Consider the following 23,079-nt stretch of genomic DNA (forward strand, 5'->3'; position numbering starts at 1 on the left):
GCGGGCCGGGAGGGCAGTACGGTGTCGTGCGCCCTGTCACAGCCCCCATGCCGATGCGGGCAGGAGGCACCCGGCATGGCACCCTTAGACCTGCGCACGAGGCAACCACGGACAACCGACCGGACACGGGTTCGACGAGTTTTCGACAAGGAGCAGGCACAGTGCAGCGCTGGCGTGGCTTGGAGGACATCCCCCAGGACTGGGGGCGCAGCGTCGTCACCATCGGCTCCTACGACGGAGTGCACCGCGGGCACCAGCTGATCATCCGGCATGCCGTGGACCGCGCCCGCGAACTGGGCGTGCCCGCCGTCGTCGTGACCTTCGACCCGCACCCCAGCGAGGTCGTCCGCCCCGGCAGCCACCCACCACTGCTCGCCCCGCACCACCGCCGCGCCGAACTCATGGCGGACCTGGGCGTGGACGCGGTGCTCATCCTCCCCTTCACGACCGAGTTCTCGAAGCTGTCCCCGGCCGACTTCGTCGTCAAGGTCCTGGTCGACAAGCTGCACGCCAAGGCCGTCGTCGAGGGCCCCAACTTCCGCTTCGGCCACAAGGCCGCCGGGAACGTGGAGTTCCTGTCCACGCAGGGCAAGACCTACGACTTCGAGGTTGAGGTCGTCGACCTGTACGTGACGGGTGAGGCGGGCGGCGGGGAGCCGTTCTCCTCCACCCTGACGCGTCGGCTGGTCGCCGAGGGCGACGTCCGGGGCGCGGCGGAGATCCTGGGGCGTCCGCACCGCGTGGAGGGCGTCGTCGTCCGGGGCGCCCAGCGCGGACGCGAACTGGGTTTCCCGACGGCCAACGTCGAGACGTTGCCGCACACCGCCATTCCGGCCGACGGTGTGTACGCCGGCTGGTTGCACGCCCAGGGCGAGGCGATGCCGGCGGCGATCTCCGTGGGGACGAATCCGCAGTTCGAGGGGACCGAGCGGACGGTGGAGGCGTACGCCATCGACCGGGTGGGGCTCGATCTGTACGGGTTGCATGTCGCGGTCGACTTCCTGGCGTTCGTGCGGGGGCAGGCGAAGTTCGAGACGCTCGATGCGTTGTTGGTTCAGATGGGGCAGGACGTCGAGAAGTGCAGGGAGTTGGTGGCCGGCGAGGGGGCTGCCTAGTCCCCTTGTGGGCCGTCTGCGGGTGGGTTGTGGCTTGTCGCGCAGTTCCCCGCGCCCTTGAGGGACGTCGCCCAATGGCAAGCGACCTGTGACGCCCCGCCCCCGCTCAGCACCGGCAGGTCCTGGCCTCTGCACGCGTCCGCCACGCCCGCTGCCTCCGCCTCTCCACCTGCCAGGATCTGGCAGCGGGCGTGAAAGCGGCAGCCGGGTGGGACGCGGGAGGGATCCGGGGGCTCGCCGGTGAGGACCACCGGGGCACCCGGGGCCTCCGGGAGCACGGACAGCAGGGCCTGGGTGTAGGGGTGCCTCGGGGCCGTCAGGACCTGCTCCACCGCGCCCGTCTCCACGATCCGGCCCAGGTACATCACGGCCACCCGGTCGGCGATGTTCCACGCCAGGCCCAGGTCGTGCGTGACGACCAGGGCGGACAGGCCCAGTTCGGCCCGCAGCCGCAGCAGCAGGGCGAGGATCTCGCCGCGCACCGAGGCGTCCAGGGAGGCCACCGGCTCGTCCGCGACGAGGAGTTCGGGTTCCAGGACCAGCGCGCCCGCGATGACCACCCGCTGGCGCTGCCCGCCGGACAGTTCGTGCGGGTAGCGCAGGAAGAAGCGCTCCGGGGGGCGCAGCCCGGCCCGGGACAGGGCGTCGGCGACCGCTGTGCGTTCGTCGCCGCCGTGGCCGTGGATGCGCAGGCCCTCGGCGACCGCGTCATACACCGTGTGGCGGGGGTTGAGGGAGCCGCTGGGGTCCTGGAGGACCAGCTGGACGCGTTTGCGGTAGGCCTTGAGGGACCGGCCCGAGTACTCCAGCGGGCGGCCGTCGAAGGTGACCTGGCCCTCCGTAGGTGCGACCAGGCCGAGCAGACTGCGCGCCAGGGTCGTCTTGCCGCAGCCCGACTCGCCGACCAGCGCGACGATCTCGCCCGGGCGGATGTCGAGGTCGACCCCGTCCACGGCCCGGGCCCGGGGGCCGCCGTGCCGTCCGGGGAAGGTGACGTGCAGGCCCCGGGCGCTCAGCAGCGGGGCCGTGGTGACCTCGGGGGCGGTGGGGGACGTGGTCATGGCGTGCTGCGCCTCGCTTCCTCCAGGGCCTCCGGGCCCTCGGCCGACCGCTCCTCGAGGGCTCCCGGTCCGGCGGCCGGGCCCCTTTCCCCGCCGCCCGGTTCCACCGCAGCGCGCTCTTGGGCGGTCTCGGCTCCCGGCGGCCCGGCCAGCACACACGCCGCCCGCCGCTCCGGTCCCGCCGCGCGCAGCACCGGATCCTGCGCGGAACACGACTCCAGGGCCACCGGGCACCGGGGATGGAACGTGCACCCCGACGGCAGCGCGGCCGGGTCCGGCGGATCGCCCGCGAGCCCCTGCGGCGCGAATCGGGACGCCGGGTCGCCGATCCGCGGGAACGCGGCCGACAAGGCCCGGGCGTACGGGTGCCGGGCGTCCTCGTACACCTGCCGGGCGGGCCCCTCCTCGACCACCCGGCCCGCGTACATCACCGCCAGCCGGTCACAGGTGTCGGCGAGGACCGCCAGGTCGTGGCTGATCATGATCAGTCCGAGGTCCTGGTCCGCGACCAGCTGCTCGATGAGCCGCAGGATCTGGGCCTGGATCATCACGTCCAGGGCGGTGGTCGGCTCGTCGGCGATGATCAGCAGCGGGTCGCAGGCCAGCGCCATGGCGATCATGACGCGCTGACGCTGTCCGCCGGACAGCTCGTGCGGGTAGGCGTGTGCGCGGGCGGCCGGCAGGCCGACCTGCTCCAGCAGCTCGCCGGTCTTCTTCTTCGCCCCGGCGGCGGTCGCCTTCCGGTGCAGCAGGATCGGCTCGGCGATCTGGTCGCCGATGCGGTGCACGGCGTTGAGGGAGTGCATCGCGCCCTGGAAGACGATCGAGGCCCCGGCCCAGCGGACCGCCCGGACCCGGCCCCACTTCATGGCCAGCACGTCCTCGCCGTCTAGAAGCACCTCCCCGGTGATCCGGGCGCCCGCCGGCAGCAGCCGCAGCAGGGCCAGCGCCAGCGTCGACTTGCCGCAGCCGGACTCGCCGGCCAGGCCGAGCTTGCGGCCCGCGTCCAGCCGCAGATCCACCCCGCGCACGGCCGCCGCCCCGCCCGCGTACGTCACCGTCAGGTTCCTGACGTCGAGGAGACTCAACGCGACACCCCCAGCCTGGGGTTGAGGACCGACTCCACGGCCCGCCCGCACAGCGTGAACGCCAGCGCCACCACGGCGATGGCGATGCCCGGCGGCACCAGGTACCACCAGTGCCCGGCACTGACCGCGCCCGCCTCCCGTGCGTCCTGGAGCAGCCCGCCCCACGACACGACCGTGGGGTCGCCCAGGCCGAGGAAGGCGAGCGTCGCCTCGGCGAGGATCGCCGAGGAGATGACCAGGGTCGTCTGGGCCAGCACCAGCGGCATCACGTTGGGCAGCACGTGCCGGGACATGACGTGCCAGTGGCCGCCGCCGAGCGCCTTCGCCCGCTCGATGTACGGCCGGGTCTCCACCGCCAGGGTCTGCGCGCGCACCAGCCGGGCCGTGGTCGGCCAGGTGGTCACGCCGATCGCCACGACGGTCGTGGTCAGCGAGCGGGACATCACGGTCGCCAGGGCGATCGCCAGCACCAGCGTCGGCATCACCAGGAACCAGTCGGTGATCCGCATCATCACGGTCGCGTACCAGCCCCTGAAGTGCCCCGCCGTCACCCCGATCAGGGTGCCGATCGCCACCGACAGCACGGCGGCCAGCAGCCCGACCAGCAGCGACACCCGCGAGCCCCAGATCACCAGGCCCAGCAGGTCACGGCCGAACTGGTCGGTGCCGAGCGGGAACCGGGCGCTCGGGCTCTGCATCGGACGCCCCGGCGCGTCGGTCACGCTGCTCACGTCGGACCCGACGAACAGCGGTGCGAACAGCGCCAGCAGCGCGCACAGTGTCAGTGCGGTCAGCCCGTACAGCCCCGCACGCTCGGAGCGGTACTGCCGCCAGAAGCGGGCGACGGACGCCCGGCGCCGCTGCCGGGCCAGGGCACGCGGGCTCGGGGCCACCTCGGTCGTCGTCATCGGGCCACCCGGGGGTCCAGCAGCGGATAGACCAGGTCGGCGAGGGTGTTCATCAGGATCACCGCGGCGGCGAACACGAAGAACAGGCCCTGCACGAGCGGCAGATCGGGCACGCTCAGCGCCTGGTAGAAGAGCCCGCCGAGCCCCGGCCAGGAGAACACCGTCTCCACCAGGATCACGCCCGCCACCGTCCGGCCGAGATTGATGAAGATCAGCGTCACGGTCGGCAGCAGCGCGTTCGGCACGGCGTGGCGACGGCGTACGAGGTCGTCGCGCAGCCCCTTGGCCCGCGCGGTCGTCAGATAGTCGCTGCCCATCTCGTCCAGCAGCGCCGACCGCGTGACCAGCAGCGTCTGCCCGTACTCCACGGCCACCAGCGTCACCACCGGCAGCACCAGATGGTGCGCCACGTCCAGCACGTGGGCGAAGCCCTGCTCGCCGCCCGACTCCATGCCCCCGGTCGGGAACATCCCGGGCAGCGGGCCGATGCCCACCGACAGCACGATGATCAGCAGCAGCCCCAGCCAGAAGGACGGGATGGAGTACAGCGTCAGCGCGAGGCCCGTGTTGAGGCGGTCGCCCAGCCTGCCGTGCCGCCAGGCCGACCGGGTGCCGAGGAAGATGCCCAGCGCCGTGTAGAGGACGAACGCCGTCCCGGTGAGCAGCAGGGTGTTCGGCAGCGCCTCGGTGATCTTGTCGATGACGGGTGCCCGGAACTGGTACGACGTCCCGAAGTCACCCGTGAGCGCCTTGCCGCAGTAGTCGGTGAACTGCCGCCACAACGGCAGGTCGAGCCCGAACTCCGCGCGATAGGCGGCCAGCTGCTCCGCCGACACCTGACGGCCGCCCGTCATGGTCTTCACCGGGTCGCCGGGGATCAGCCGGAAGAGGAAGAAGCTGGTCACGAGGACGGCCAGCAGCGACACGGCGGCACCGGCCAGCTTGCCCGCCAGATAGCGCGGGTACGCGGAGCTCTTGCGCACCCGCGGCCCGGACGCCGCCTGCTGCTTGTCCTCGACCAGTGCGGGGGTCGCGTCAGCGGTCATGGGCACCCGCTCGCCGCTTCACTCGCGTTCCTCTGCGGTGGCCCGCCGCCGCATCGCCGCGAAGGCGCCGAGCCCGCCGAGGATCAGGATCCCCGCGACGATCCCGACCACGACCCCCGTCGACGACGCGGTGTCGGAGGAGCCGTCGGAGTCGGCGGGGACCGCCGACCACCAGCTCCAGTAGCCGTCCTGGCCGTAGATGTTGCCCGCCTTCGCCGGCATGGTCGTGATCGACTTGATCTGGTCCGTCCGGAAGGCCTCGACCGCGTTCGGATACGCCATGACGTTCATGTACCCGAGGTCGTACAGCCGCGACTCCATCTGCTTGACGATGTCCGCCCGTTTGGCGGGGTCGTACTCGGCGAGCTGCCGGGCGTAGAGCTCGTCGTACTTCTTGTCGCAGATGAAGTTGTCCGTCGCGCCCGTGTCCTTCGGGGTCGCCGGGAGCGCCCCGCAGGTGTGGATGGAGAGCACGAAGTCCGGGTCGGGGTTGACCGACCAGCCGTCGAACGCCAGGTCGTACGTGCCGGCGAGCCACGGGTCGGTCACGTTGTCCAGGCAGTCGAGCCGGACACCGATGCCGAGGTCGCCCCACCACTCCTGGAGGTACTTGCCGACCGCCTTGTCGTTCGGGTCAGTGGCGTGGCACAGCACGCGGTAGGTGATCGGCTTGCCGTCCTTGCCGACGCGTTTGCCGTCGCCGTTCTTCTTGTACCCGGCCTGGTCGAGCAGCCGGGCGGCCTCGGCCGGGTCGTACGCCAGCTTCCGGTCCGCGGACGGCTTCCAGAAGTAGTCCTTGAAGCGCGGCGGGAGGTAACCCTCGCCCTCGACGGCGTGGCCCCGGAACACCTTGTCGATGATGGCCTCGCGGTCCACGGCCCGGAACAGCGCGTTGCGCACCCGCTGGTCCAGCAGGGAGGGGTGGCCGTCACCGAACTTCTCGCCGTTCTTCGCCTTCGCGCCCGGGTTGGTCGCGAGGGCGTAGAAGCGGCGGCCGGGGGCGTCGTTGACCTGGATGTCGTCCGCGCCCTTCAGCGACTCCGCCTGAGCGGGCGTCAGGGACGGGGACCCGGCGACGAAGGACACCTCGCCCTTGCGCAGCGCCGACACGGCCGCGTCCTGGTCCTTGTAGTAGCGGAAGACCAGCTCGTCGAACTTCGGCGACCCCCGCCAGAAGCTCTTGTTGGCCTTGAGCCGGACATAGCTGTCGGCCTTGTAGCCGCTGAGCACGAACGGCCCGTTCCCCACGACCGGGAAGCTCTTGTCGTTGTTGAACTCGGAGAAGTCCGAGACCTTCTCCCACACGTGCTTCGGCACGATCGGCACGTCCAGGGCGGCCATCGTGGCCTGCGGCTTCTTCAGCTCGATGACGAGTTTGGTGGGGCCAGGGGCCGTCACTTTCCTGAAGTTCCCGACGTAGCTGCCGTTCGCCGTGGCCGCGCCGGAGTCGGTCATCATCTTGTTGAACGTCCACGCGGCGTCCTCGGCGGTGGCCGGCTTACCGTCCGACCACTTGGAGTTGTCGCGGATCGTGTACGTCCACGTCAGCTTGTCCGCCGACGGCTCCCACTTGGTCGCCAGGCCCGCGATGGCGTGGTTGTCCTTGGGGTCGTAGTTCGTCAGGTACTCGTACATGAGCCGGTGGATGCTCGTGCTGAGCAGCCGGACCGCCAGGAACGGGCTGAGCGAGTCCACGCTCTGCGCCACGGCGACGGTCAGCACCTTCTTGCCGTCGTCGGCCGCCCGGGCCTGCTGGGGCGCCGGGGCGAGCGGGGTCGCGAGACCGGCGGTGAGGGTGAGCGCGGCCGCCCCGGCCAGGGCGACGAGCCGGAGGCCGTGCGGGAGGCTGCGTTTCTGATCGTTCGTGCCCATGGTCGGACCTCGCGTCATCGCTCGGACGGGAAGGACGGGTTGATCAGCTGTCAGATGCGTGATGTGTGTGTACCAGTGGCCCAGTCCACCGTCAACGGCGCATTCACCCCTTGTGGCCTGCGGAAATAACGAATTGGCGAGGTTTCTGCCCCCATTGGTCGAGACCACTGACGCGCCCCTGGCCAGGGCCTGGCAACGGAATTCGTCCCTGAACGCGCCGAGGCCCGCACCGAGTCGAAGCGGCGCGGGCCCTAAGGGGATCGGCCCCTGAGAAGGGGCCGATCGGGTGGAGCGATTACTGCGTCGGAGGCGGGGGCGGCGGAGTCTGCCCGTCGGGCTGGGGCTGGGGCTGGGGCGGGTGGCCGGGCTGACCCGGCTGCCCGGGGTGGGGGTAGCCGTAGCCCGGCTGTCCGGGCTGGGGGTAGCCGTATCCCGGCTGCGGGGGAGCGGCCGGGGGCTGACCGGGCTGGGGGTACGGCTGGCCGGGGTGGGCCACCGGTTGGCCCGGCTGCTGGCCCGGCTGCCCCGGCTGCCCCGGCTGAGGGTAGGGCGGCTGGCCGGCGGCCTGCGGGTACGGCTGCCCCGGCTGGGCGTAGGGCTGGCCGGGGTGCGGGTAGGGCTGGCCGGGCTGGGCGTGCGGCTCCCCGGGCTGCGGCTGAGGCTGCGGCGGGTACGCGCCTGGCTGGCCGGGAACCTGCGGTCCGGGAGCCGGCTGCTGCTGGCCGGGGTACGGGGGCTGACCCGGCTGGGGAGAGGGCTGCGCGGGCTGGGCGTACGGCTGGCCGGGCACGGGCTGGCCCGGCTGGGCGTAGGGCTGGCCGGGCGCGGGCTGTTCCGGCTGGGCGTAGGGCTGGCCGGGCATGGGCTGTTCCGGCTGGGCGTAGGGCTGGCCAGGCATGGCGTGGCCGGGCATCGGCGGCGCCGCAACCGGTGGCGGGTTGCCGTCGGAGGTCCACAGACCGTGCGACTGCTGGTGCCGGACGAAGTCCTCGGCGACCATCGCGGCCAGGTTGAAGTACGCCTCCCGCACCTTCGGCCGCATCATGTCGAGGTCGACCTCGGCACCGGCGGCGAGATGCTCGTCGAAGGGCACGACGATGACACCCCGGCAGCGCGTCTCGAAGTGCGACACGATGTCCTCGACCTTGATCATCTTGCCGGTCTCGCGGACCCCGGAGATGACGGTGATGGACCGCGAGACGAGGTCGGCGTACCCGTGCGCCGACAGCCAGTCGAGGGTCGTGCTCGCGCTGCTCGCCCCGTCCACCGACGGCGTCGAGATGATGATGAGCTGGTCGGCGAGGTCCAGCACCCCGCGCATGGCGCTGTACAGCAGACCGGTACCGGAGTCGGTGAGGATCACCGGGTACTGCTTGCCCAGCACGTCGATCGCGCGCCGGTAGTCCTCGTCGTTGAAGGTCGTGGACACGGCCGGGTCGACGTCGTTGGCGATGATCTCCAGGCCGGAGGGCGCCTGCGACGTGAACCGCCGGATGTCCATGTACGAGTTCAGGTACGGGATCGCCTGGACGAGGTCACGGATGGTGGCCCCGGTCTCCCGCCGCACCCGGCGTCCGAGGGTGCCCGCGTCCGGGTTGGCGTCGATCGCGAGGATCTTGTCCTGCCGCTCGGTGGCGAGGGTGGAGCCGAGCGCGGTGGTCGTGGTCGTCTTGCCGACACCGCCCTTGAGGCTGATCACCGCGATCCGGTAGCAGGACAGCACGGGCGTGCGGATCAGGTCGAGCTTGCGCTGCCGCTCGGCCTCCTCCTTCTTGCCGCCGATCTTGAACCGCCCGCCACCGGCCGCCGGACGGCTGCTCTTCGCCTTCTGCTTCTTGCTGTTGAGCAGCCGGTCGGACGACAGCTCCACGGCAGCGGTGTAACCGAGCGGCGCGGCACCGGGGTTGGTCGGCTGCCGCTGGTCGTGCTGGATGGGCTGCGGCCAGGCGGCACCGGTACGGGGGTCGACGGGCTGCTGCGGCTGCCCCGACGGGTCGTGCTGCGGGGACTGGCCTTCGGGGTGGGGTTGGGCCTGCGGGGGGATGTGAGGCTGCGGCTGAACCTGCTGGTGCGGCGGCTGGGCACCGGGGTGCGGGAAGCCGTAGCCGCCCTGGGGGTTGGGTGCGGCCGGGGTGGGTGCGCCGGGGTGCGGGAAGCCATAGGCGCCCTGCGGAGCGGGCGGGGCAGTGGGCGGAGTGCCCTGCTGGGGGAAGCCGTAGCCGCCGGGCTGCGGTGTGGGCTGCGGGGGCTGCTGGTGAGGCGGCGTCGGCGCGGCGGGCTGGTTCCACGCGGCGGGCGCGGGCTGCGGCGCCTGCGGCTGGAACGGCGGCTGCTGTGCCGGCACGGAGGGCTGCGGCGGCACCGGGGGTTGTCCCTGTGCGGCCGCCGACTGCGGCTGGGCGGGCGCGTGCGGGTCGGAGGGCTGCGCCGTCGGCTGCTGCTGCGGCTGGGCGGGCCACTCACTCGCCGGGGCCGGGGCGGCCGGCTGGTACGACGGCGGCAGTGGCGGCACGCCCGGCGGGGGCGGGGGAGTGACGTCGGACGGGGTGCTGACAGGGGCGTCGGGGGACGCCGGGGCGGCCGGTACGGCGTCCTCGGGCTCACTCTGTGCGGGCGCGCGATCGGCGGGGGGCGCGTCAGACGGCTCGGCAGCGGGCGCGACCCAGTCCTCACCCTCGTCGTGCGAGGCACCGGCCGGTACCGCGTCCACAGGCTCGTCGAAACCGGGCATCGCGGGCTCGAGCTGCGCGTCCTCGGGGCGCGGGTCCTCGGACAGGCCGTCCTCGGACTTCGGGCCCTCGGACTTGCTGTCCTTGTGCGGGCCGTCCTCAGCCTTCGGGTCCTCGGACTTCGGGTCCTCGGACTTCGTGCCCTCGGGCAGCGCGTCCTCGACCCGTGACTGCTCCGGTTCAGCCTCGTCGGCGTTGCCGTCCGAGGACTCCGCGTCCTCCGCCCCTGCGTCCTGGGTCTCGGTGTCCTCGGCCTCAGTGCCTGCGGGCGCTGCCACCTGCGGCTCCAAGCCCTCGGGTGCCGCATCCTCCGCTTCGGACCGCGTTTTCTCCGACTCGGCCTCATCGGCCGGCGGCACGTCGGTGAAGGAGTCCGCGTCCAGCGCGTAATCCGAAACCGTAGCCGAGTCGTCTGCCTCCACGTCAGGAGCGCCGTCCTCCGTGCCCTCGGCACGAGCAGCGTCACCGGCCTCGCCGACGTCCTTCGCCTCGGCGACCCCGGCGACCCCGGGGGCGGCGGGGGCGGCGCTCTCTACGGCGTCTTCGGGGGCGCCGGACGTGGAAGCCGCCTCCGCAGCGGCACGCTCCTCGATCTCCCGCTTCAGGGCGACGGCGGAGAAGCGCATGGTGGCGCCGCTCTCCAGATCGCCGTTCTCCCGCTCCGCGGCATCACCGGAAGCCGCCGCAGCCGAAGCCGCGGGGGAGTCCGAAGCCTGGGGAGTGCTCGAAGCCCCGGGAGTGGCCAAAGGCGCCTGAGCGAAGGGCGGAGTCGCCGGAGTTGCAGGCGGAGCCGGCGGAGCGGCGGGAGTTGCCGGAGCGGCAGGCGGAGTTGCCGGAGCCTCGGGAACGGCCGGGGCCTGCCGCGGAGCCGGCGGCGTCCACTGCGACTGATACCCGCCGACGGGGATGTGCGGCACGGCCGTAGGAGTGGCCGCATTCACCGGGGGATCACCCGCGGGCGCCTCGGCCTGCCCGGGAGACCGGTCCCTGTGCGGAGACCCCTGCGGCTCGAACCCGCTCCCCATCGGAAGCCTGGGCACGGCCGAAGGACCGCCCGAAGAGGGTGTGGGCGGCACCGGCGGCGCGAAGGGCGCACCCGGCGCGGGCGCGGGAGGTGTGAACGGGGCGCCCGGAGCAGGAGCCAGCGCGGGAGGTGTGAACGGGGCGCCCGGAGCAGGAGCCGGAGCAGGAGGTGTGAAGGGCGCCCCAGGCGCCGGAGCCGGTGCGGAGCCCTGCCCCGGCAGAGAGGTCGGCAGAGCAGAAGGCCCGCCGTCGGGATTGGCGTGCGCGGGCCGAGTCAGCCCGGGCAGCGGCGGCACCGGCCCCTTAGGCGCGGTGGCACCGCCAGACCCCCCGGCAGCCCCAGCCGCTCCGGAACCACCGGGCACCCCGGATGCGCCGTTCGCCCCGGAGCCCCCAGGCACTCCGGAACCGCCGTGCACCCCGGAAGCCCCCGCCCCGGAACCGGACGCCCCCGCGGCGCTGGAGTCCTCGGACGCCTCCGCCCCCTGCCCCGAGGACGAACTCCCCGAGGCGTTCTGCGTGTACCAGGCGGGCGGGGCGTAGTCGATGGTGAACTCGCCCGTCATCTCCGCTGCGGACTCCGCGTCGGGCTGGTCATCGCCGGGTGTCGCCCAGCCCCCGCGGATCCCGTCCCGATCGCTGCTCACAGTGTTCCTCCTGGTGTGGTCGAGCACCCTCATGCGTGCTGGGGCGACCCTTGCTTGTCGTCCGACGTCGTACGCAGTCGTGCGACGTCGTTTGCGGCGTATCGAGGGTCGTCAGAGGTCGTCCGTTCCACAGGCTCCCCCGCCTTCCCCCTGGGACGCCGACGCCTACCACGGGTTCTGACGGCGCGCCCCCTCCCAGCCTAATCACCACAAGCCCCGCCCCGGCAGGCCCGTCCATCCCCTGGCAGCCGTCCGCCGCGTCACAACCTGCCCAGAAGGTGCCCGGAAGTGACGTATACGGCACATAGTTCGGTGAAGGAAAAGGGCGTTACATGTGAAGAGTCGTGAACCACCTTGCGAAGTAGCTGCCTTGAGGTCACGAGAACGCAGTCGCCTTCACGCGCAGGAGACATGAGGAGAGGGGCGGCCGTTCGCAGGCGCGCCCCTCTTCGTCCACGACGATGCCTACTGCCCCGCTTCGAGCCCCCCGGTGTGCGTCCCCGGCTCGAGATCGAACTCCCCGTCCCGAGCCCCCAGCACGAACGCCCGCCACTCCGCCTCCGTGTAGCGCAGCACCGTGTCCGGGTCGAGCGACGAGCGCATCGCCACGGCCCCCTCGGGCAGGTAGGCGATCTCGACCCGCTCCTCGTGCGCCTCGGTGCCCGGCGCGCCGTGCCACTCGACACCGGAGATGTCGAGGGCGTAGAGCTCGTCCCGCTCCCGCTCCTTGCGCGCCTTGATCTCCTCAGCCGTCTCCGCCATGCCGCAGCGACCCCTTCCCGACGTACGAACGATCCGAATCTGCTCACCCTAGTGGCCGCCTCGGCTCCAGCCGGGAGGTTCGCGAGACCAGGGCAAAGGGGGCCCCGCTCGCCTGGTACCCTGGTCGACGGCCGTTTGTGTACGCACCCCCGGAGCCCACCGCTCTGGAGGCCGCGCTCAGCGGATCCCCGCCTTCCGAGTCATGGAAGCTCCCCCGAGACACAGACCGGGGGCACTCGGTGGCCACCACAGACTACGAGGAGTACGCGTGCCGCTCGACGCCGCTACGAAGAAGCAGATCATCACCGAGTTCGGCCAGAAGGAGGGCGACACCGGCTCCCCCGAGGTCCAGGTCGCCATGCTCACGCGCCGCATCTCGGACCTGACCGAGCACCTCAAGACCCACAAGCACGACCACCACTCCCGCCGTGGTCTGCTGATCCTGGTGGGTCAGCGTCGCCGCCTTCTCCAGTACCTGGCGAAGAAGGACATCCAGCGCTTCCGTGCGCTGGTCGACCGCCTCGGCATCCGCCGCGGTGCGGCGGGCGCCAAGTAAGACGCCGTGAGGGGAGCGGTTCCCGAAGGAAAGGGGGCCGCTCCCTTTGCTGTACGTGCGGAGTGTCACCACTGCTTTGTAGTGTGGTAGCACAACGCAATAAGGACGACACAGCACAACAAGAAGAGGAGAGGCGCACCTAGCCGCCGCCGGTCCTCGGTAGTGGCCCCCGGGGAAAGCGAGCCCCGGGTGCTTCGATCGAAGACCGGCCCGCACAGCCCGGAGCGCTTCTCCGCAACCGTCCCCCTGCCACACGGGCAGCGACGGGACGAAGACGAGGAGATAACGCTAGTGGAGAACGAGACCCACTACGCCGAGGCCGTCATCGACAACGGCGCCTTCGGCACCCGCACCATCCGCTTCGAGACGGGCCGCCTGGCCAAGCAGGCCGCCGGCTCCGCCGTGGCGTACCTGGACGACGACACCATGGTGCTGTCGGCCACCACCGCCTCCAAGAACCCCAAGGACCAGCTCGACTTCTTCCCCCTCACGGTGGACGTCGAGGAGCGGATGTACGCCGCCGGCAAGATCCCCGGCAGCTTCTTCCGCCGTGAGGGCCGTCCCTCCGAGGACGCCATCCTCACCTGCCGCCTGATCGACCGCCCGCTGCGCCCCTCCTTCAAGAAGGGCCTGCGCAACGAGATCCAGGTCGTCGCCACGATCATGGCGCTCAACCCCGACCACCTGTACGACGTCGTCGCGATCAACGCCGCGTCCGCGTCCACGCAGCTGGCCGGCCTGCCCTTCTCCGGCCCGATCGGCGGCGTCCGCGTCGCGCTGATCCGCGGCCAGTGGGTGGCCTTCCCGACGCACACCGAGCTCGAGGACGCCGCGTTCGACATGGTCGTCGCGGGCCGCGTCCTGGAGGACGGCGACGTCGCGATCATGATGGTCGAGGCCGAGGCCACCGAGAAGACCATCAAGCTGGTCGAGGGCGGCGCCGAGGCGCCGACCGAGGAGGTCGTCGCCGCCGGTCTCGAGGCCGCGAAGCCCTTCATCAAGGTCCTCTGCAAGGCCCAGTCGGACCTCGCCGCCAAGGCCGCCAAGCCCACCGGCGAGTTCCCGATCTTCCTCGACTACCAGGACGACGTCCTGGAGGCGCTCACCGCCGCCGTCCGCCCGGAGCTCGCCTCCGCGCTGACCATCGCCGGCAAGCAGGAGCGCGAAGCCGAGCTGGACCGCGTCAAGGGTCTCGCCGCCGAGAAGCTCCTCCCGGAGTTCGAGGGCCGCGAGAAGGAGATCTCCGCCGCGTACCGCGCGCTGACCAAGACCCTGGTCCGTGAGCGCGTCATCAAGGAGAAGAAGCGCATCGACGGCCGCGGTGTCACCGACATCCGCACCCTGGCCGCCGAGGTCGAGGCCATCCCGCGGGTCCACGGCTCCGCCGTGTTCGAGCGTGGCGAGACCCAGATCCTGGGCGTCACCACCCTGAACATGCTCCGCATGGAGCAGCAGCTGGACACCCTCTCCCCGGTGACCCGCAAGCGCTACATGCACAACTACAACTTCCCGCCGTACTCCACCGGCGAGACCGGCCGCGTCGGCTCCCCGAAGCGCCGCGAGATCGGCCACGGCGCCCTCGCCGAGCGCGCCCTCGTGCCGGTCCTGCCGACGCGTGAGGAGTTCCCCTACGCGATCCGCCAGGTCTCCGAGGCGCTGAGCTCCAACGGCTCGACGTCCATGGGCTCGGTCTGCGCCTCCACCATGTCGCTGCTGAACGCCGGTGTGCCGCTGAAGGCCCCCGTCGCCGGTATCGCCATGGGCCTGATCTCCCAGGAGATCGAGGGCGAGACGCACTACGTCACCCTCACCGACATCCTCGGTGCGGAGGACGCCTTCGGCGACATGGACTTCAAGGTCGCCGGCACCAAGGACTTCGTGACCGCCCTCCAGCTCGACACCAAGCTGGACGGCATCCCGGCCTCCGTCCTGGCCGCGGCCCTCAAGCAGGCCCGTGACGCCCGCCTCCACATCCTCGACGTGATGATGGAAGCGATCGACACCCCGGACGAGATGTCCCCGAACGCCCCGCGGATCATCACCGTCAAGATCCCCGTGGACAAGATCGGCGAGGTCATCGGCCCCAAGGGCAAGATGATCAACCAGATCCAGGAGGACACCGGCGCCGAGATCACGATCGAGGACGACGGCACCATCTACATCGGTGCCGCCGACGGCCCGGCCGCCGAGGCCGCCCGCTCCACGATCAACGGCATCGCCAACCCGACGATGCCCGAGGTCGGCGAGCGCTACCTGGGCACGGTCGTGAAGACGACCACCTTCGGTGCCTTCGTCTCCCTGCTGCCCGGCAAGGACGGCCTGCTGCACATCTCGCAGATCCGCAAGCTGGCCGGCGGCAAGCGAGTGGAGAACGTCGAGGACGTTCTCGGCGTGGGCGCCAAGGTCCAGGTCGAGATCGCCGAGATCGACTCCCGCGGCAAGCTCTCCCTGATCCCGGTCATCGAGGGCGAAGACGGCGACGAGAAGAAGGACGACGGCGACAAGTGACGTCCCGCGGCTTCCAGGCGACGGCCCGCACCTCCTCGGAGGCGCGGGCCGTCGCCCGTACCCAAACCCTCATCAAGGGCGAGAACGGCATCGGTACGGTCCGCAAGACCACCCTCCCCGGCGGCCTGCGCATCGTCACCGAAACCCAGCCCTCGGTCCGCTCCGCGACCTTCGGCATCTGGGCGCACGTGGGCTCCCGCGACGAGACCCCGGCCCTGAACGGCGCCACCCACTACCTGGAGCACCTGCTCTTCAAGGGCACCAGCCGCAGGTCGGCCCTGGACATCTCCGCCGCGCTGGACGCGGTCGGCGGCGAGATGAACGCGTTCACGGCCAAGGAGTACACGTGCTACTACGCACGCGTGCTCGACAACGACCTGCCGCTGGCCATCGACGTCGTCTGCGACATGCTGACCGGCTCGCTCATCCGCGAGGACGACGTCGACGTGGAGCGGGGCGCGATCCTCGAAGAGATCGCCATGACCGAGGACGACCCGGGCGACTGCGTGCACGACCTGTTCGCGCACACGATGTTCGGCGACAACCCCCTCGGCCGCCCGGTCCTCGGCACGGTCGACACGGTCAACGCCCTCACCGCCGACCGCATCCGCCGCTTCTACAAGAAGCACTACGACCCGACCCACCTGGTCGTGGCCTGCGCCGGCAACATCGACCACGCCAAGGTCGTACGGCAGGTCCGTGCCGCCTTCGAGAAGGCCGGAGCCTTCAAGAACCCGGCCGCCGACCCGGTCGCCCCGCGCAGCGGCACGCGAGCCCTGCGCACCGCGGGCCGTGTCGACCTGATCGACCGCAAGACCGAGCAGGCGCACGTCGTGCTCGGCATGCCGGGCCTGTCCCGCACGGACGAGCGACGCTGGGCCTTGGGCGTACTGAACACCGCCCTCGGCGGCGGCATGTCCTCCCGCCTCTTCCAGGAGGTCCGCGAGAAGCGCGGCCTGGCCTACAGCGTGTACTCGTACACCTCGGGCTTCGCCGACTGCGGCCTGTTCGGCGTCTACGCCGGCTGCAGGCCTGCGCAGGTGCACGACGTGCTGAAGATCTGCCGCGACGAACTCGACCAGGTCGCCCAGCACGGCCTCTCCGACGACGAGATAGGGCGTGCGATCGGCCAGCTCCAGGGGTCCACGGTCCTCGGCCTGGAGGACACGGGCGCGCTGATGAACCGTATCGGCAAGAGCGAGCTGTGCTGGGGCGAGCAGATGTCCGTCGACGACATGCTGTCGCGGATAGCGTCGGTCACCCCGGACGACGTCCGCGAGGTCGCCCGCGAGATCCTGGGACGGCGGCCCTCCCTGTCGGTCATCGGCCCGCTGAAGGACAAACAGGCGACCCGCCTCAACGACGCCGTCGCCTGACGATCCCCTGGTTGAAGGAAGCACAAGAGATGAGCAAGCTGCGCGTGGCGGTCCTCGGCGCCAAGGGCCGGATCGGCTCGGAAGCCGTCCGGGCCGTCGAAGCCGCCGAGGACATGGAACTGGTCGCCGCCCTCGGCCGGGGCGACAAGCTGGAGACGCTGACCGAGACCGGCGCCGAGGTCGCGGTCGAACTGACCACGCCCGACTCGGTCATGGCCAACCTCGAGTTCTGCGTCGGCCACGGCATCCACGCGGTCGTCGGCACCACCGGCTGGACCGACGAACGCCTCGCGCAGCTGAACGGCTGGCTGTCCGCCTCCCCGGAGACGGGTGTGCTCATCGCGCCGAACTTCTCCATCGGCGCCGTGCTGAACATGAAGTTCGCGCAGATCGCGGCACCGTACTTCGAGTCGGTGGAGGTCATCGAGCTCCACCACCCGAAGAAGGTCGACGCCCCGTCGGGCACCGCCACACGCACCGCCCAGCTCATCGCGTCGGCTCGTGCCGAGGCGGGTGCCGCCGAGGCACCGGACGCCACGGAGACGGCCCTGGACGGCGCGCGGGGCGCGGACGTCGACGGCATCCCCGTGCACTCCGTCCGCCTGCGCGGCCTGCTGGCCCACCAGGAGGTGCTGCTGGGCGGCGAAGGCGAGACGCTGACCATCCGGCACGACTCGCTCCACCACAGCAGCTTCATGCCGGGCATCCTGCTGGGAGCCCGCCGCGTGGTGAGCACCCCGGGCCTGACGTTCGGCCTGGAACACTTCCTGGACCTGAACTGAGCCCCTGACCGTCATGCGCGCGAAGCTCACCTACGCTCTGACCGCCGCCGTCCTGGTCGTCTACTTCGTCCTGGTCGGCAGCCGTGGTGTCCTGCTCATCGAGATCGGCACGCCCCTCACCGTCACCTTCGGTGTCGCCGTGCTGATCCTGCCGGTCATCGGCCTGTGGTTCCTCTGGAAGAACACGCAGTTCGCCCGCAGGGCCAGTCAACTGGCCGCCGAACTCGACGCCGAGGGCGGGCTGCCCGTCGACGAACTGCGGCGCACCCCCAGCGGGCGCATCGACCGCGACTCGGCCGACGAGGTCTTCGCCCGGCGCAAGGCCGAGACGGAGGACGCCCCCGACGACTGGCGCACCTGGTTCCGCCTCGCCGTCGCCTACCACGACGCCCGTGACACCCCGCGCGCCCGCAAGGCGATGCAGCGCGCGATCGCCCTGCACGACGGCAAGCAGCCCGAAGCAGCTTGAACCGCTGTCCACGCATGACAGTGGCTTGTAAGGCCGCCCACGTATGACGGAGGGGCCGAACCGTGAAACGGTCCGGCCCCTCCGTCATGAGGCACGAGGCTTCAGGCGTCAGCGCGGGCCGTAGTCCTCGGCCCACGCCTCGACCGAGTCGGCCGCCCGGTCGAAGGCCTCCGCGCGCCCCAGGAAGTCCGCGTTGTGCGTGGTCATCAGGGGCGGCAGATCGCCCGCCTCCCGGCCCTGGAGCCCGAGCAGCAGCGCCTGCCCCTGCACGGTCCGCGGCAGCCCCAGCCAGCGCACCGGCTGCTGCACCGTACGCACCGAGACGACCTGCCCCCAGGACGCCGTGCGCGTCGTGAGGAACCCCACGTGCCGCAGCCCGCGTGCGCTGACCCACACGCCCATGCGCAGCAGCCGGAGCGCCGCGGCGATGACGAGCAGCGCCAGCCCGAACACCAGGGCCGCAGAGGGGAGTTGGGCCGTCGCGGCGATGATGACCGCTGCGAACAGCACGAACGAGGCGAGCAGCAGCGCGAGCGCGGCCACCACGACGCGCCACGGACCGGGCCGGTACGGACGCCGCCAGCGGTCACGGTCTTCGTGGGGCAGCGGAACGTCGTCCGCCGCCTCGAAAACACGGTCGGCCGTCAGGAAGGGCAGGGGCACGGCTGGTCCTCACTCGATCCATGCGTGGGCTGTGCCCGGTGAGGCTACCGATCTGTGGCCCCGGTCACCACTGGCGGGGGCCGGATGGAGTCACCGCCGGCCCGGCGCGGGTCAGCGCCTGTCGGACGCCTGCGACTGCTGAGGCTGATCAGCCGTCTTGTCGGGCGTCAGCGCGGGCGTCCCGATGACCAGGGACCCCACGAGCCCCGCCACGATGGTGAGCCCCAGCAGCCAGCGCCCGGCCATCTCACCGACGGACGACCGCTCGCGCGGTGGGGGAGTGACATTGCTGCGGAACCTGTCGGCCTCGGCGACGAAGGCAAACGGTACGGGTTCACGCCGACCGAACATCAGGGGTACGTCTCCTTCAAGGGTGGAACGGATCACTTTCGTCTGTAGAGACGAACGAACTCCCTCAGAGGTGCCCTGTTTCACCGACTTCATTGCGGCACGGCACCGATCGCGGCGAATCGGCCGGGCCGTAGAGTGGCGTCGCCACACGACGAGATGGGAAGGCCCTGCCAACCGTGACCGACACCCCCGCCGACGACCTCAAACCCAGCTACCGCAGCGACGTCACCGTCGAGCTGGTCAAGCACACTGCGTCCGACGCGGACGTCCTCTTCGCCGCACGCGTCTCGACCCTGGGCGAGCAGTCCCTGGACGAGCTGAAGAAGGACCCCGAGCGTTCCAAGGGCCTGATCAACTACCTGATGCGGGACCGGCACGGCAGCCCCTTCGAGCACAACTCGATGACCTTCCTCATCAGCGCCCCGATCTTCGTCTTCCGCGAGTTCATGCGGCACCGCGTCGGCTGGTCGTACAACGAGGAGAGCGGCCGCTACCGCGAGCTCCAGCCCGTCTTCTACGTCCCCGACGAGTCCCGCAAGCTGGTCCAGGAGGGCCGCCCGGGCAAGTACGTCTTCGTCGAGGGCACCCAGGCCCAGCAGGAACTGGTCGGCCGTGTGATGGAGGACTCGTACCGGCAGGCGTACGAGGCCTACCAGGAGATGCTCGCCGCCGGCGTCGCCCGCGAGGTCGCTCGCTCGGTCCTCCCGGTCGGCCTGTACTCGTCGATGTACGCCACCTGCAACGCCCGCTCGCTGATGCACTTCCTCGGCCTGCGCACCCAGCACGAACTGGCGAAGGTCCCGTCCTTCCCGCAGCGCGAGATCGAGATGGTCGGCGAGAAGATGGAGGCCGAGTGGTCCCGGCTGATGCCGCTCACCTACGCCGCCTTCAATGCGAACGGACGCGTGGCGCCGTAAGGCGTCCCGGTTTTCCCGATCAGGTACAGATGTACGGTTCAGCCGCGCGAAGTGTCCGTATTGCGGCATTTGGAGAAGTTCATCTAGCCTGATCAAACGGGTCCGGCACTGCTTGAACCCCCGAGCAGGCAGTGCCGGGCTCCACTTTTGTCACGACTTGTCGCCTGCCCCATGGGCAGACCCGGTCCTGAGCAACGAGTAGCGTGTAACCCATGGCTCCGACCTCGACTCCGCAGACCCCCTTCGGGCGGGTCCTCACCGCCATGGTCACGCCCTTCACGGCGGACGGCGCACTCGACCTCGACGGCGCGCAGCGGCTCGCCGCCCACCTGGTGGACGCAGGCAACGACGGCCTGGTCATCAACGGCACCACCGGCGAGTCCCCGACCACCAGCGACGCGGAGAAAGCGGATCTCGTACGGGCGGTCCTGGAGGCGGTCGGCGATCGCGCCCACGTGGTGGCCGGAGTCGGCACCAACGACACCCACCACAGCATGGAACTCGCCCGGGCCGCGGAGCGCACCGGCGCACACGGCCTGCTCGTCGTGACCCCGTACTACAACAAGCCGCCGCAGGAAGGCCTCTACCGGCACTTCACGGCCGTCGCCGACACCACCGGCCTTCCGGTGATGCTCTACGACATCCCCGGCCGCAGCGGCGTCCCGATCAGCACCGAGACGCTCGTCCGCCTCGCCGAGCACCCGCGCATCGTCGCCAACAAGGACGCCAAGGGCGACCTCGGCCGCGCCAGCTGGGCCATCGCCCGCTCCGGCCTCGCCTGGTACTCCGGCGACGACATGCTGAACCTGCCCCTGCTCTCGGTCGGCGCGGTCGGTTTCGTCTCGGTCGTCGGGCACGTCGTCACCCCCGAGCTGCGCGCCCTGGTCGAGGCGTACACCTCGGGCGACGTCCAGAAGGCCACCGAGATCCACCAGCAGCTGCTCGCCGTCTACACGGGTATGTTCCGCACCCAGGGCGTGATGACGACCAAGGCGGCGCTCGCCCTGCAGGGACTGCCCGCCGGGCCTCTGCGCGCTCCCATGGTCGAATGCGCGCCCGAGGAGATCGAGCAACTCAAGATCGATCTTGCTGCCGGTGGGGTACAGCTCTGACAACAGACTTCGCGCGGACCTCCGCGCAACTGCTTCACAACTGAATAAGCGGGCCACCGGTGCCCGCACCCCACACAGACAACTGCTTCTGCACGAACGTCACGCGCGCCACGTGCCACCGGTACGTGGCGTGTGTGGTGAGGAGAGTCTTTTGAGTCATCCGCATCCCGAACTCCGCACGCCCCCGCCGCTCCCCGAAGGCGGCCTGCGTGTCACCCCGCTCGGCGGCCTGGGCGAAATCGGCCGGAACATGACGGTCTTCGAATTCGGCGGCCGCCTGCTGATCGTCGACTGCGGAGTGCTCTTCCCCGAGGAGGAGCAGCCCGGAATCGACCTGATCCTGCCGGACTTCTCGTCCATCAGGGACCGCCTCGACGACATCGAGGGCATCGTGCTCACGCACGGGCACGAGGACCACATCGGCGGCGTCCCCTTCCTCCTGCGCGAGAAGCCGGACATCCCGCTGATCGGCTCCAAGTTGACCCTGGCCCTCATCGAGGCCAAGCTCCAGGAGCACCGCATCCGCCCCTACACCCTCGAGGTGGCGGAGGGGCACCGCGAGCGCATCGGCCCCTTCGACTGCGAGTTCATCGCGGTCAACCACTCCATCCCGGACGCCCTGGCCGTGGCCATCCGCACCCCGGCGGGCATGGCGGTCCACACCGGCGACTTCAAGATGGACCAGCTCCCGCTGGACAGCCGCCTCACGGACCTCCACGCGTTCGCACGCCTGAGCGAGGAGGGTATCGACCTCCTCCTCTCGGACTCGACGAACGCCGAGGTACCGGGGTTCGTCCCGCCCGAGCGGGAGATCTCCAACGTCCTGCGCCAGGTCTTCGCCGGCGCCCGCAAGCGCATCATCGTCGCGAGCTTCGCCAGCCATGTGCACCGCATCCAGCAGATCCTGGACGCGGCGCACGAGTACGGCCGCCGCGTCGCCTTCGTCGGCCGCTCCATGGTCCGCAACATGGGCATCGCCCGGGACCTCGGCTATCTGAGGGTGCCCCCGGGCCTCGTCGTGGACGTCAAGACGCTCGACGACCTCCCGGACAACGAGGTGGTCCTGGTCTGCACGGGCTCCCAGGGCGAGCCGATGGCGGCCCTGTCCCGCATGGCCAACCGCGACCACCAGATCCGCATCGTCCAGGGCGACACGGTGATCCTCGCGTCGTCCCTGATCCCCGGCAACGAGAACGCGGTCTACCGCGTGATCAACGGCCTCACCCGCTGGGGCGCCAACGTGATCCACAAGGGCAACGCCAAGGTCCATGTCTCCGGCCACGCGTCGGCGGGCGAGCTGCTGTACTTCTACAACATCTGCCGTCCGAAGAACCTGATGCCGGTGCACGGCGAATGGCGCCACCTGCGGGCCAACGCCGAGCTGGGCGCCCTGACCGGCGTCCCGCACGACCGCATCGTCATCGCCGAGGACGGCGTCGCCGTCGACCTCATCGAGGGCAAGGCGAAGATCTCCGGCAAGGTCCAGGCGGGATACGTCTACGTCGACGGTCTCTCGGTCGGTGACGTGGGCGAGCCGGCCCTCAAGGACCGCAAGATCCTCGGCGACGAGGGCATCATCTCGGTCTTCGTGGTCATCGACTCGTCCACCGGGAAGATCACCGGCGGCCCGCACATCCAGGCCCGCGGTTCCGGCATCGAGGACTCCGCCTTCGGCGAGGTGGCCCCCAGGATCACGGAAGTGCTCGAACGCTCCGCCCAGGACGGCGTGGTGGAACCCCACCAGCTCCAGCAGCTCGTGCGCCGCACGCTGGGCAAGTGGGTCTCGGACACCTACCGGCGCCGGCCGATGATCCTGCCTGTCGTGGTGGACGTCTGACGGTCCGTCGGGCCTGAGCCCGGGCCAACTGGGAGCGGGGCGCCTCGATTTGCATCGAGGCGCCCCGCTCCAGTAGGTTTACAACTCCTCCCGACGGGGCACCCGCGCCAACTCAGGCACGGTGACCATGCCCGGCCGGGAAGGAAATTCCGACTCAGAACCTCTGATAAAGTCGGAACCGCCGGAAAGGGAAACGCGGAAGCGGGAACCTGGAAAGCACCGAGGAAATCGGATCGGAAAGATCTGATAGAGTCGGA

At 70.8% G+C, this 23,079-nt stretch carries 18 protein-coding genes and 1 pseudogene; 9 read left to right on the forward strand and 10 right to left on the reverse strand.

What is annotated here, in order from left to right:
- Positions 1-161 precede the first annotated feature (161 nt).
- On the forward strand, positions 162-1,115 hold the full coding sequence (locus AB0B29_RS36025; RefSeq protein WP_362246663.1) for a bifunctional riboflavin kinase/FAD synthetase: 954 nt from the start codon (positions 162-164) through the stop codon (positions 1,113-1,115).
- Here AB0B29_RS36025 and AB0B29_RS36030 read toward each other — a convergent pair.
- The 8 genes and pseudogenes from AB0B29_RS36030 to AB0B29_RS36060 all read right to left on the reverse strand — a co-directional run bounded on the left by AB0B29_RS36030 (position 1,112) and on the right by AB0B29_RS36060 (position 12,251).
- The gene (locus AB0B29_RS36030) at positions 1,112-2,176 is read right to left on the reverse strand and encodes an ABC transporter ATP-binding protein (protein ID WP_362246665.1); all 1,065 of its coding nucleotides are present in this window, start codon (positions 2,174-2,176) and stop codon (positions 1,112-1,114) included. The genes AB0B29_RS36025 and AB0B29_RS36030 overlap by 4 nt on opposite strands.
- Positions 2,173-3,264 (reverse strand): ABC transporter ATP-binding protein, encoded by a 1,092-nt coding sequence (locus AB0B29_RS36035; protein WP_362246667.1) that lies wholly within the window; start codon positions 3,262-3,264, stop codon positions 2,173-2,175. The genes AB0B29_RS36030 and AB0B29_RS36035 overlap by 4 nt, the downstream gene beginning before the upstream one ends.
- Positions 3,261-4,172, reverse strand: a complete 912-nt coding sequence (locus tag AB0B29_RS36040; protein WP_362246669.1) for an ABC transporter permease — start codon at positions 4,170-4,172, stop codon at positions 3,261-3,263. The genes AB0B29_RS36035 and AB0B29_RS36040 overlap by 4 nt, the downstream gene beginning before the upstream one ends.
- Positions 4,169-5,218 (reverse strand): ABC transporter permease, encoded by a 1,050-nt coding sequence (locus AB0B29_RS36045; RefSeq protein WP_362246671.1) that lies wholly within the window; start codon positions 5,216-5,218, stop codon positions 4,169-4,171. The genes AB0B29_RS36040 and AB0B29_RS36045 overlap by 4 nt, the downstream gene beginning before the upstream one ends.
- Positions 5,219-5,236: 18 nt before the next feature.
- Positions 5,237-7,090, reverse strand: a complete 1,854-nt coding sequence (locus AB0B29_RS36050; RefSeq protein WP_362246673.1) for an ABC transporter substrate-binding protein — start codon at positions 7,088-7,090, stop codon at positions 5,237-5,239.
- 295 nt (positions 7,091-7,385) lie between these two features.
- The gene (locus AB0B29_RS36055; RefSeq protein ID WP_436845968.1) at positions 7,386-10,445 is read right to left on the reverse strand and encodes an AAA family ATPase; all 3,060 of its coding nucleotides are present in this window, start codon (positions 10,443-10,445) and stop codon (positions 7,386-7,388) included.
- Between the two features lie 963 nt (positions 10,446-11,408).
- Positions 11,409-11,522, reverse strand: a pseudogene (locus AB0B29_RS37835) (hypothetical protein); the annotation flags it as partial.
- A 432-nt stretch (positions 11,523-11,954) separates the two neighbouring features.
- On the reverse strand, positions 11,955-12,251 hold the full coding sequence (locus AB0B29_RS36060; RefSeq protein WP_362246677.1) for a DUF397 domain-containing protein: 297 nt from the start codon (positions 12,249-12,251) through the stop codon (positions 11,955-11,957).
- 268 nt (positions 12,252-12,519) lie between these two features.
- Between AB0B29_RS36060 and rpsO the strand changes: the two genes are divergently transcribed.
- The 5 genes from rpsO to AB0B29_RS36085 all read left to right on the forward strand — a co-directional run bounded on the left by rpsO (position 12,520) and on the right by AB0B29_RS36085 (position 17,942).
- Positions 12,520-12,807 carry a 30S ribosomal protein S15 gene (gene rpsO, locus AB0B29_RS36065; protein WP_362246679.1) on the forward strand — a complete coding sequence of 96 codons (288 nt, stop codon included), beginning with the start codon at positions 12,520-12,522 and terminating at the stop codon, positions 12,805-12,807.
- A 291-nt stretch (positions 12,808-13,098) separates the two neighbouring features.
- A complete protein-coding gene (locus AB0B29_RS36070; RefSeq protein WP_362246681.1) occupies positions 13,099-15,315 on the forward strand; it encodes a polyribonucleotide nucleotidyltransferase in 2,217 nt (738 codons plus the stop codon).
- Positions 15,312-16,691 carry a M16 family metallopeptidase gene (locus AB0B29_RS36075; protein ID WP_362246683.1) on the forward strand — a complete coding sequence of 460 codons (1,380 nt, stop codon included), beginning with the start codon at positions 15,312-15,314 and terminating at the stop codon, positions 16,689-16,691. Before AB0B29_RS36070 ends, AB0B29_RS36075 begins: the two co-directional genes overlap by 4 nt.
- 29 nt (positions 16,692-16,720) lie before the next feature.
- Positions 16,721-17,473, forward strand: a complete 753-nt coding sequence (gene dapB / locus AB0B29_RS36080; RefSeq protein ID WP_362246685.1) for a 4-hydroxy-tetrahydrodipicolinate reductase — start codon at positions 16,721-16,723, stop codon at positions 17,471-17,473.
- Positions 17,474-17,486: 13 nt separating this feature from the next.
- The gene (locus AB0B29_RS36085) at positions 17,487-17,942 is read left to right on the forward strand and encodes a hypothetical protein (protein ID WP_362246687.1); all 456 of its coding nucleotides are present in this window, start codon (positions 17,487-17,489) and stop codon (positions 17,940-17,942) included.
- Positions 17,943-18,050: 108 nt separating this feature from the next.
- Here AB0B29_RS36085 and AB0B29_RS36090 read toward each other — a convergent pair whose 3' ends face one another.
- Complete coding sequence (locus AB0B29_RS36090) at positions 18,051-18,605, reverse strand: hypothetical protein (protein WP_362246689.1); 555 nt, start codon at positions 18,603-18,605, stop codon at positions 18,051-18,053.
- A gap of 111 nt (positions 18,606-18,716) precedes the next feature.
- Positions 18,717-18,956: a hypothetical protein gene (locus AB0B29_RS36095; protein ID WP_362246691.1), complete on the reverse strand. Its 240-nt coding sequence runs from the start codon at positions 18,954-18,956 to the stop codon at positions 18,717-18,719.
- 176 nt (positions 18,957-19,132) lie between these two features.
- On the opposite strand from AB0B29_RS36095, the gene thyX reads away from it, so the two are divergent.
- The 3 genes from thyX to AB0B29_RS36110 all read left to right on the forward strand — a co-directional run bounded on the left by thyX (position 19,133) and on the right by AB0B29_RS36110 (position 22,822).
- Positions 19,133-19,873, forward strand: coding sequence for an FAD-dependent thymidylate synthase (gene thyX / locus AB0B29_RS36100; RefSeq protein WP_351641728.1), 741 nt, complete (start codon positions 19,133-19,135; stop codon positions 19,871-19,873).
- Positions 19,874-20,085: 212 nt separating this feature from the next.
- Positions 20,086-20,985: a 4-hydroxy-tetrahydrodipicolinate synthase gene (dapA, locus tag AB0B29_RS36105; protein ID WP_104789166.1), complete on the forward strand. Its 900-nt coding sequence runs from the start codon at positions 20,086-20,088 to the stop codon at positions 20,983-20,985.
- Positions 20,986-21,136: 151 nt separating this feature from the next.
- Positions 21,137-22,822, forward strand: a complete 1,686-nt coding sequence (locus tag AB0B29_RS36110; RefSeq protein WP_362246693.1) for a ribonuclease J — start codon at positions 21,137-21,139, stop codon at positions 22,820-22,822.
- The last annotated feature ends 257 nt before the right edge of the window (positions 22,823-23,079 follow it).

This window comes from Streptomyces tibetensis, from assembly GCF_040647715.1.
Taxonomy (GTDB): domain Bacteria; phylum Actinomycetota; class Actinomycetes; order Streptomycetales; family Streptomycetaceae; genus Streptomyces; species Streptomyces tibetensis_A.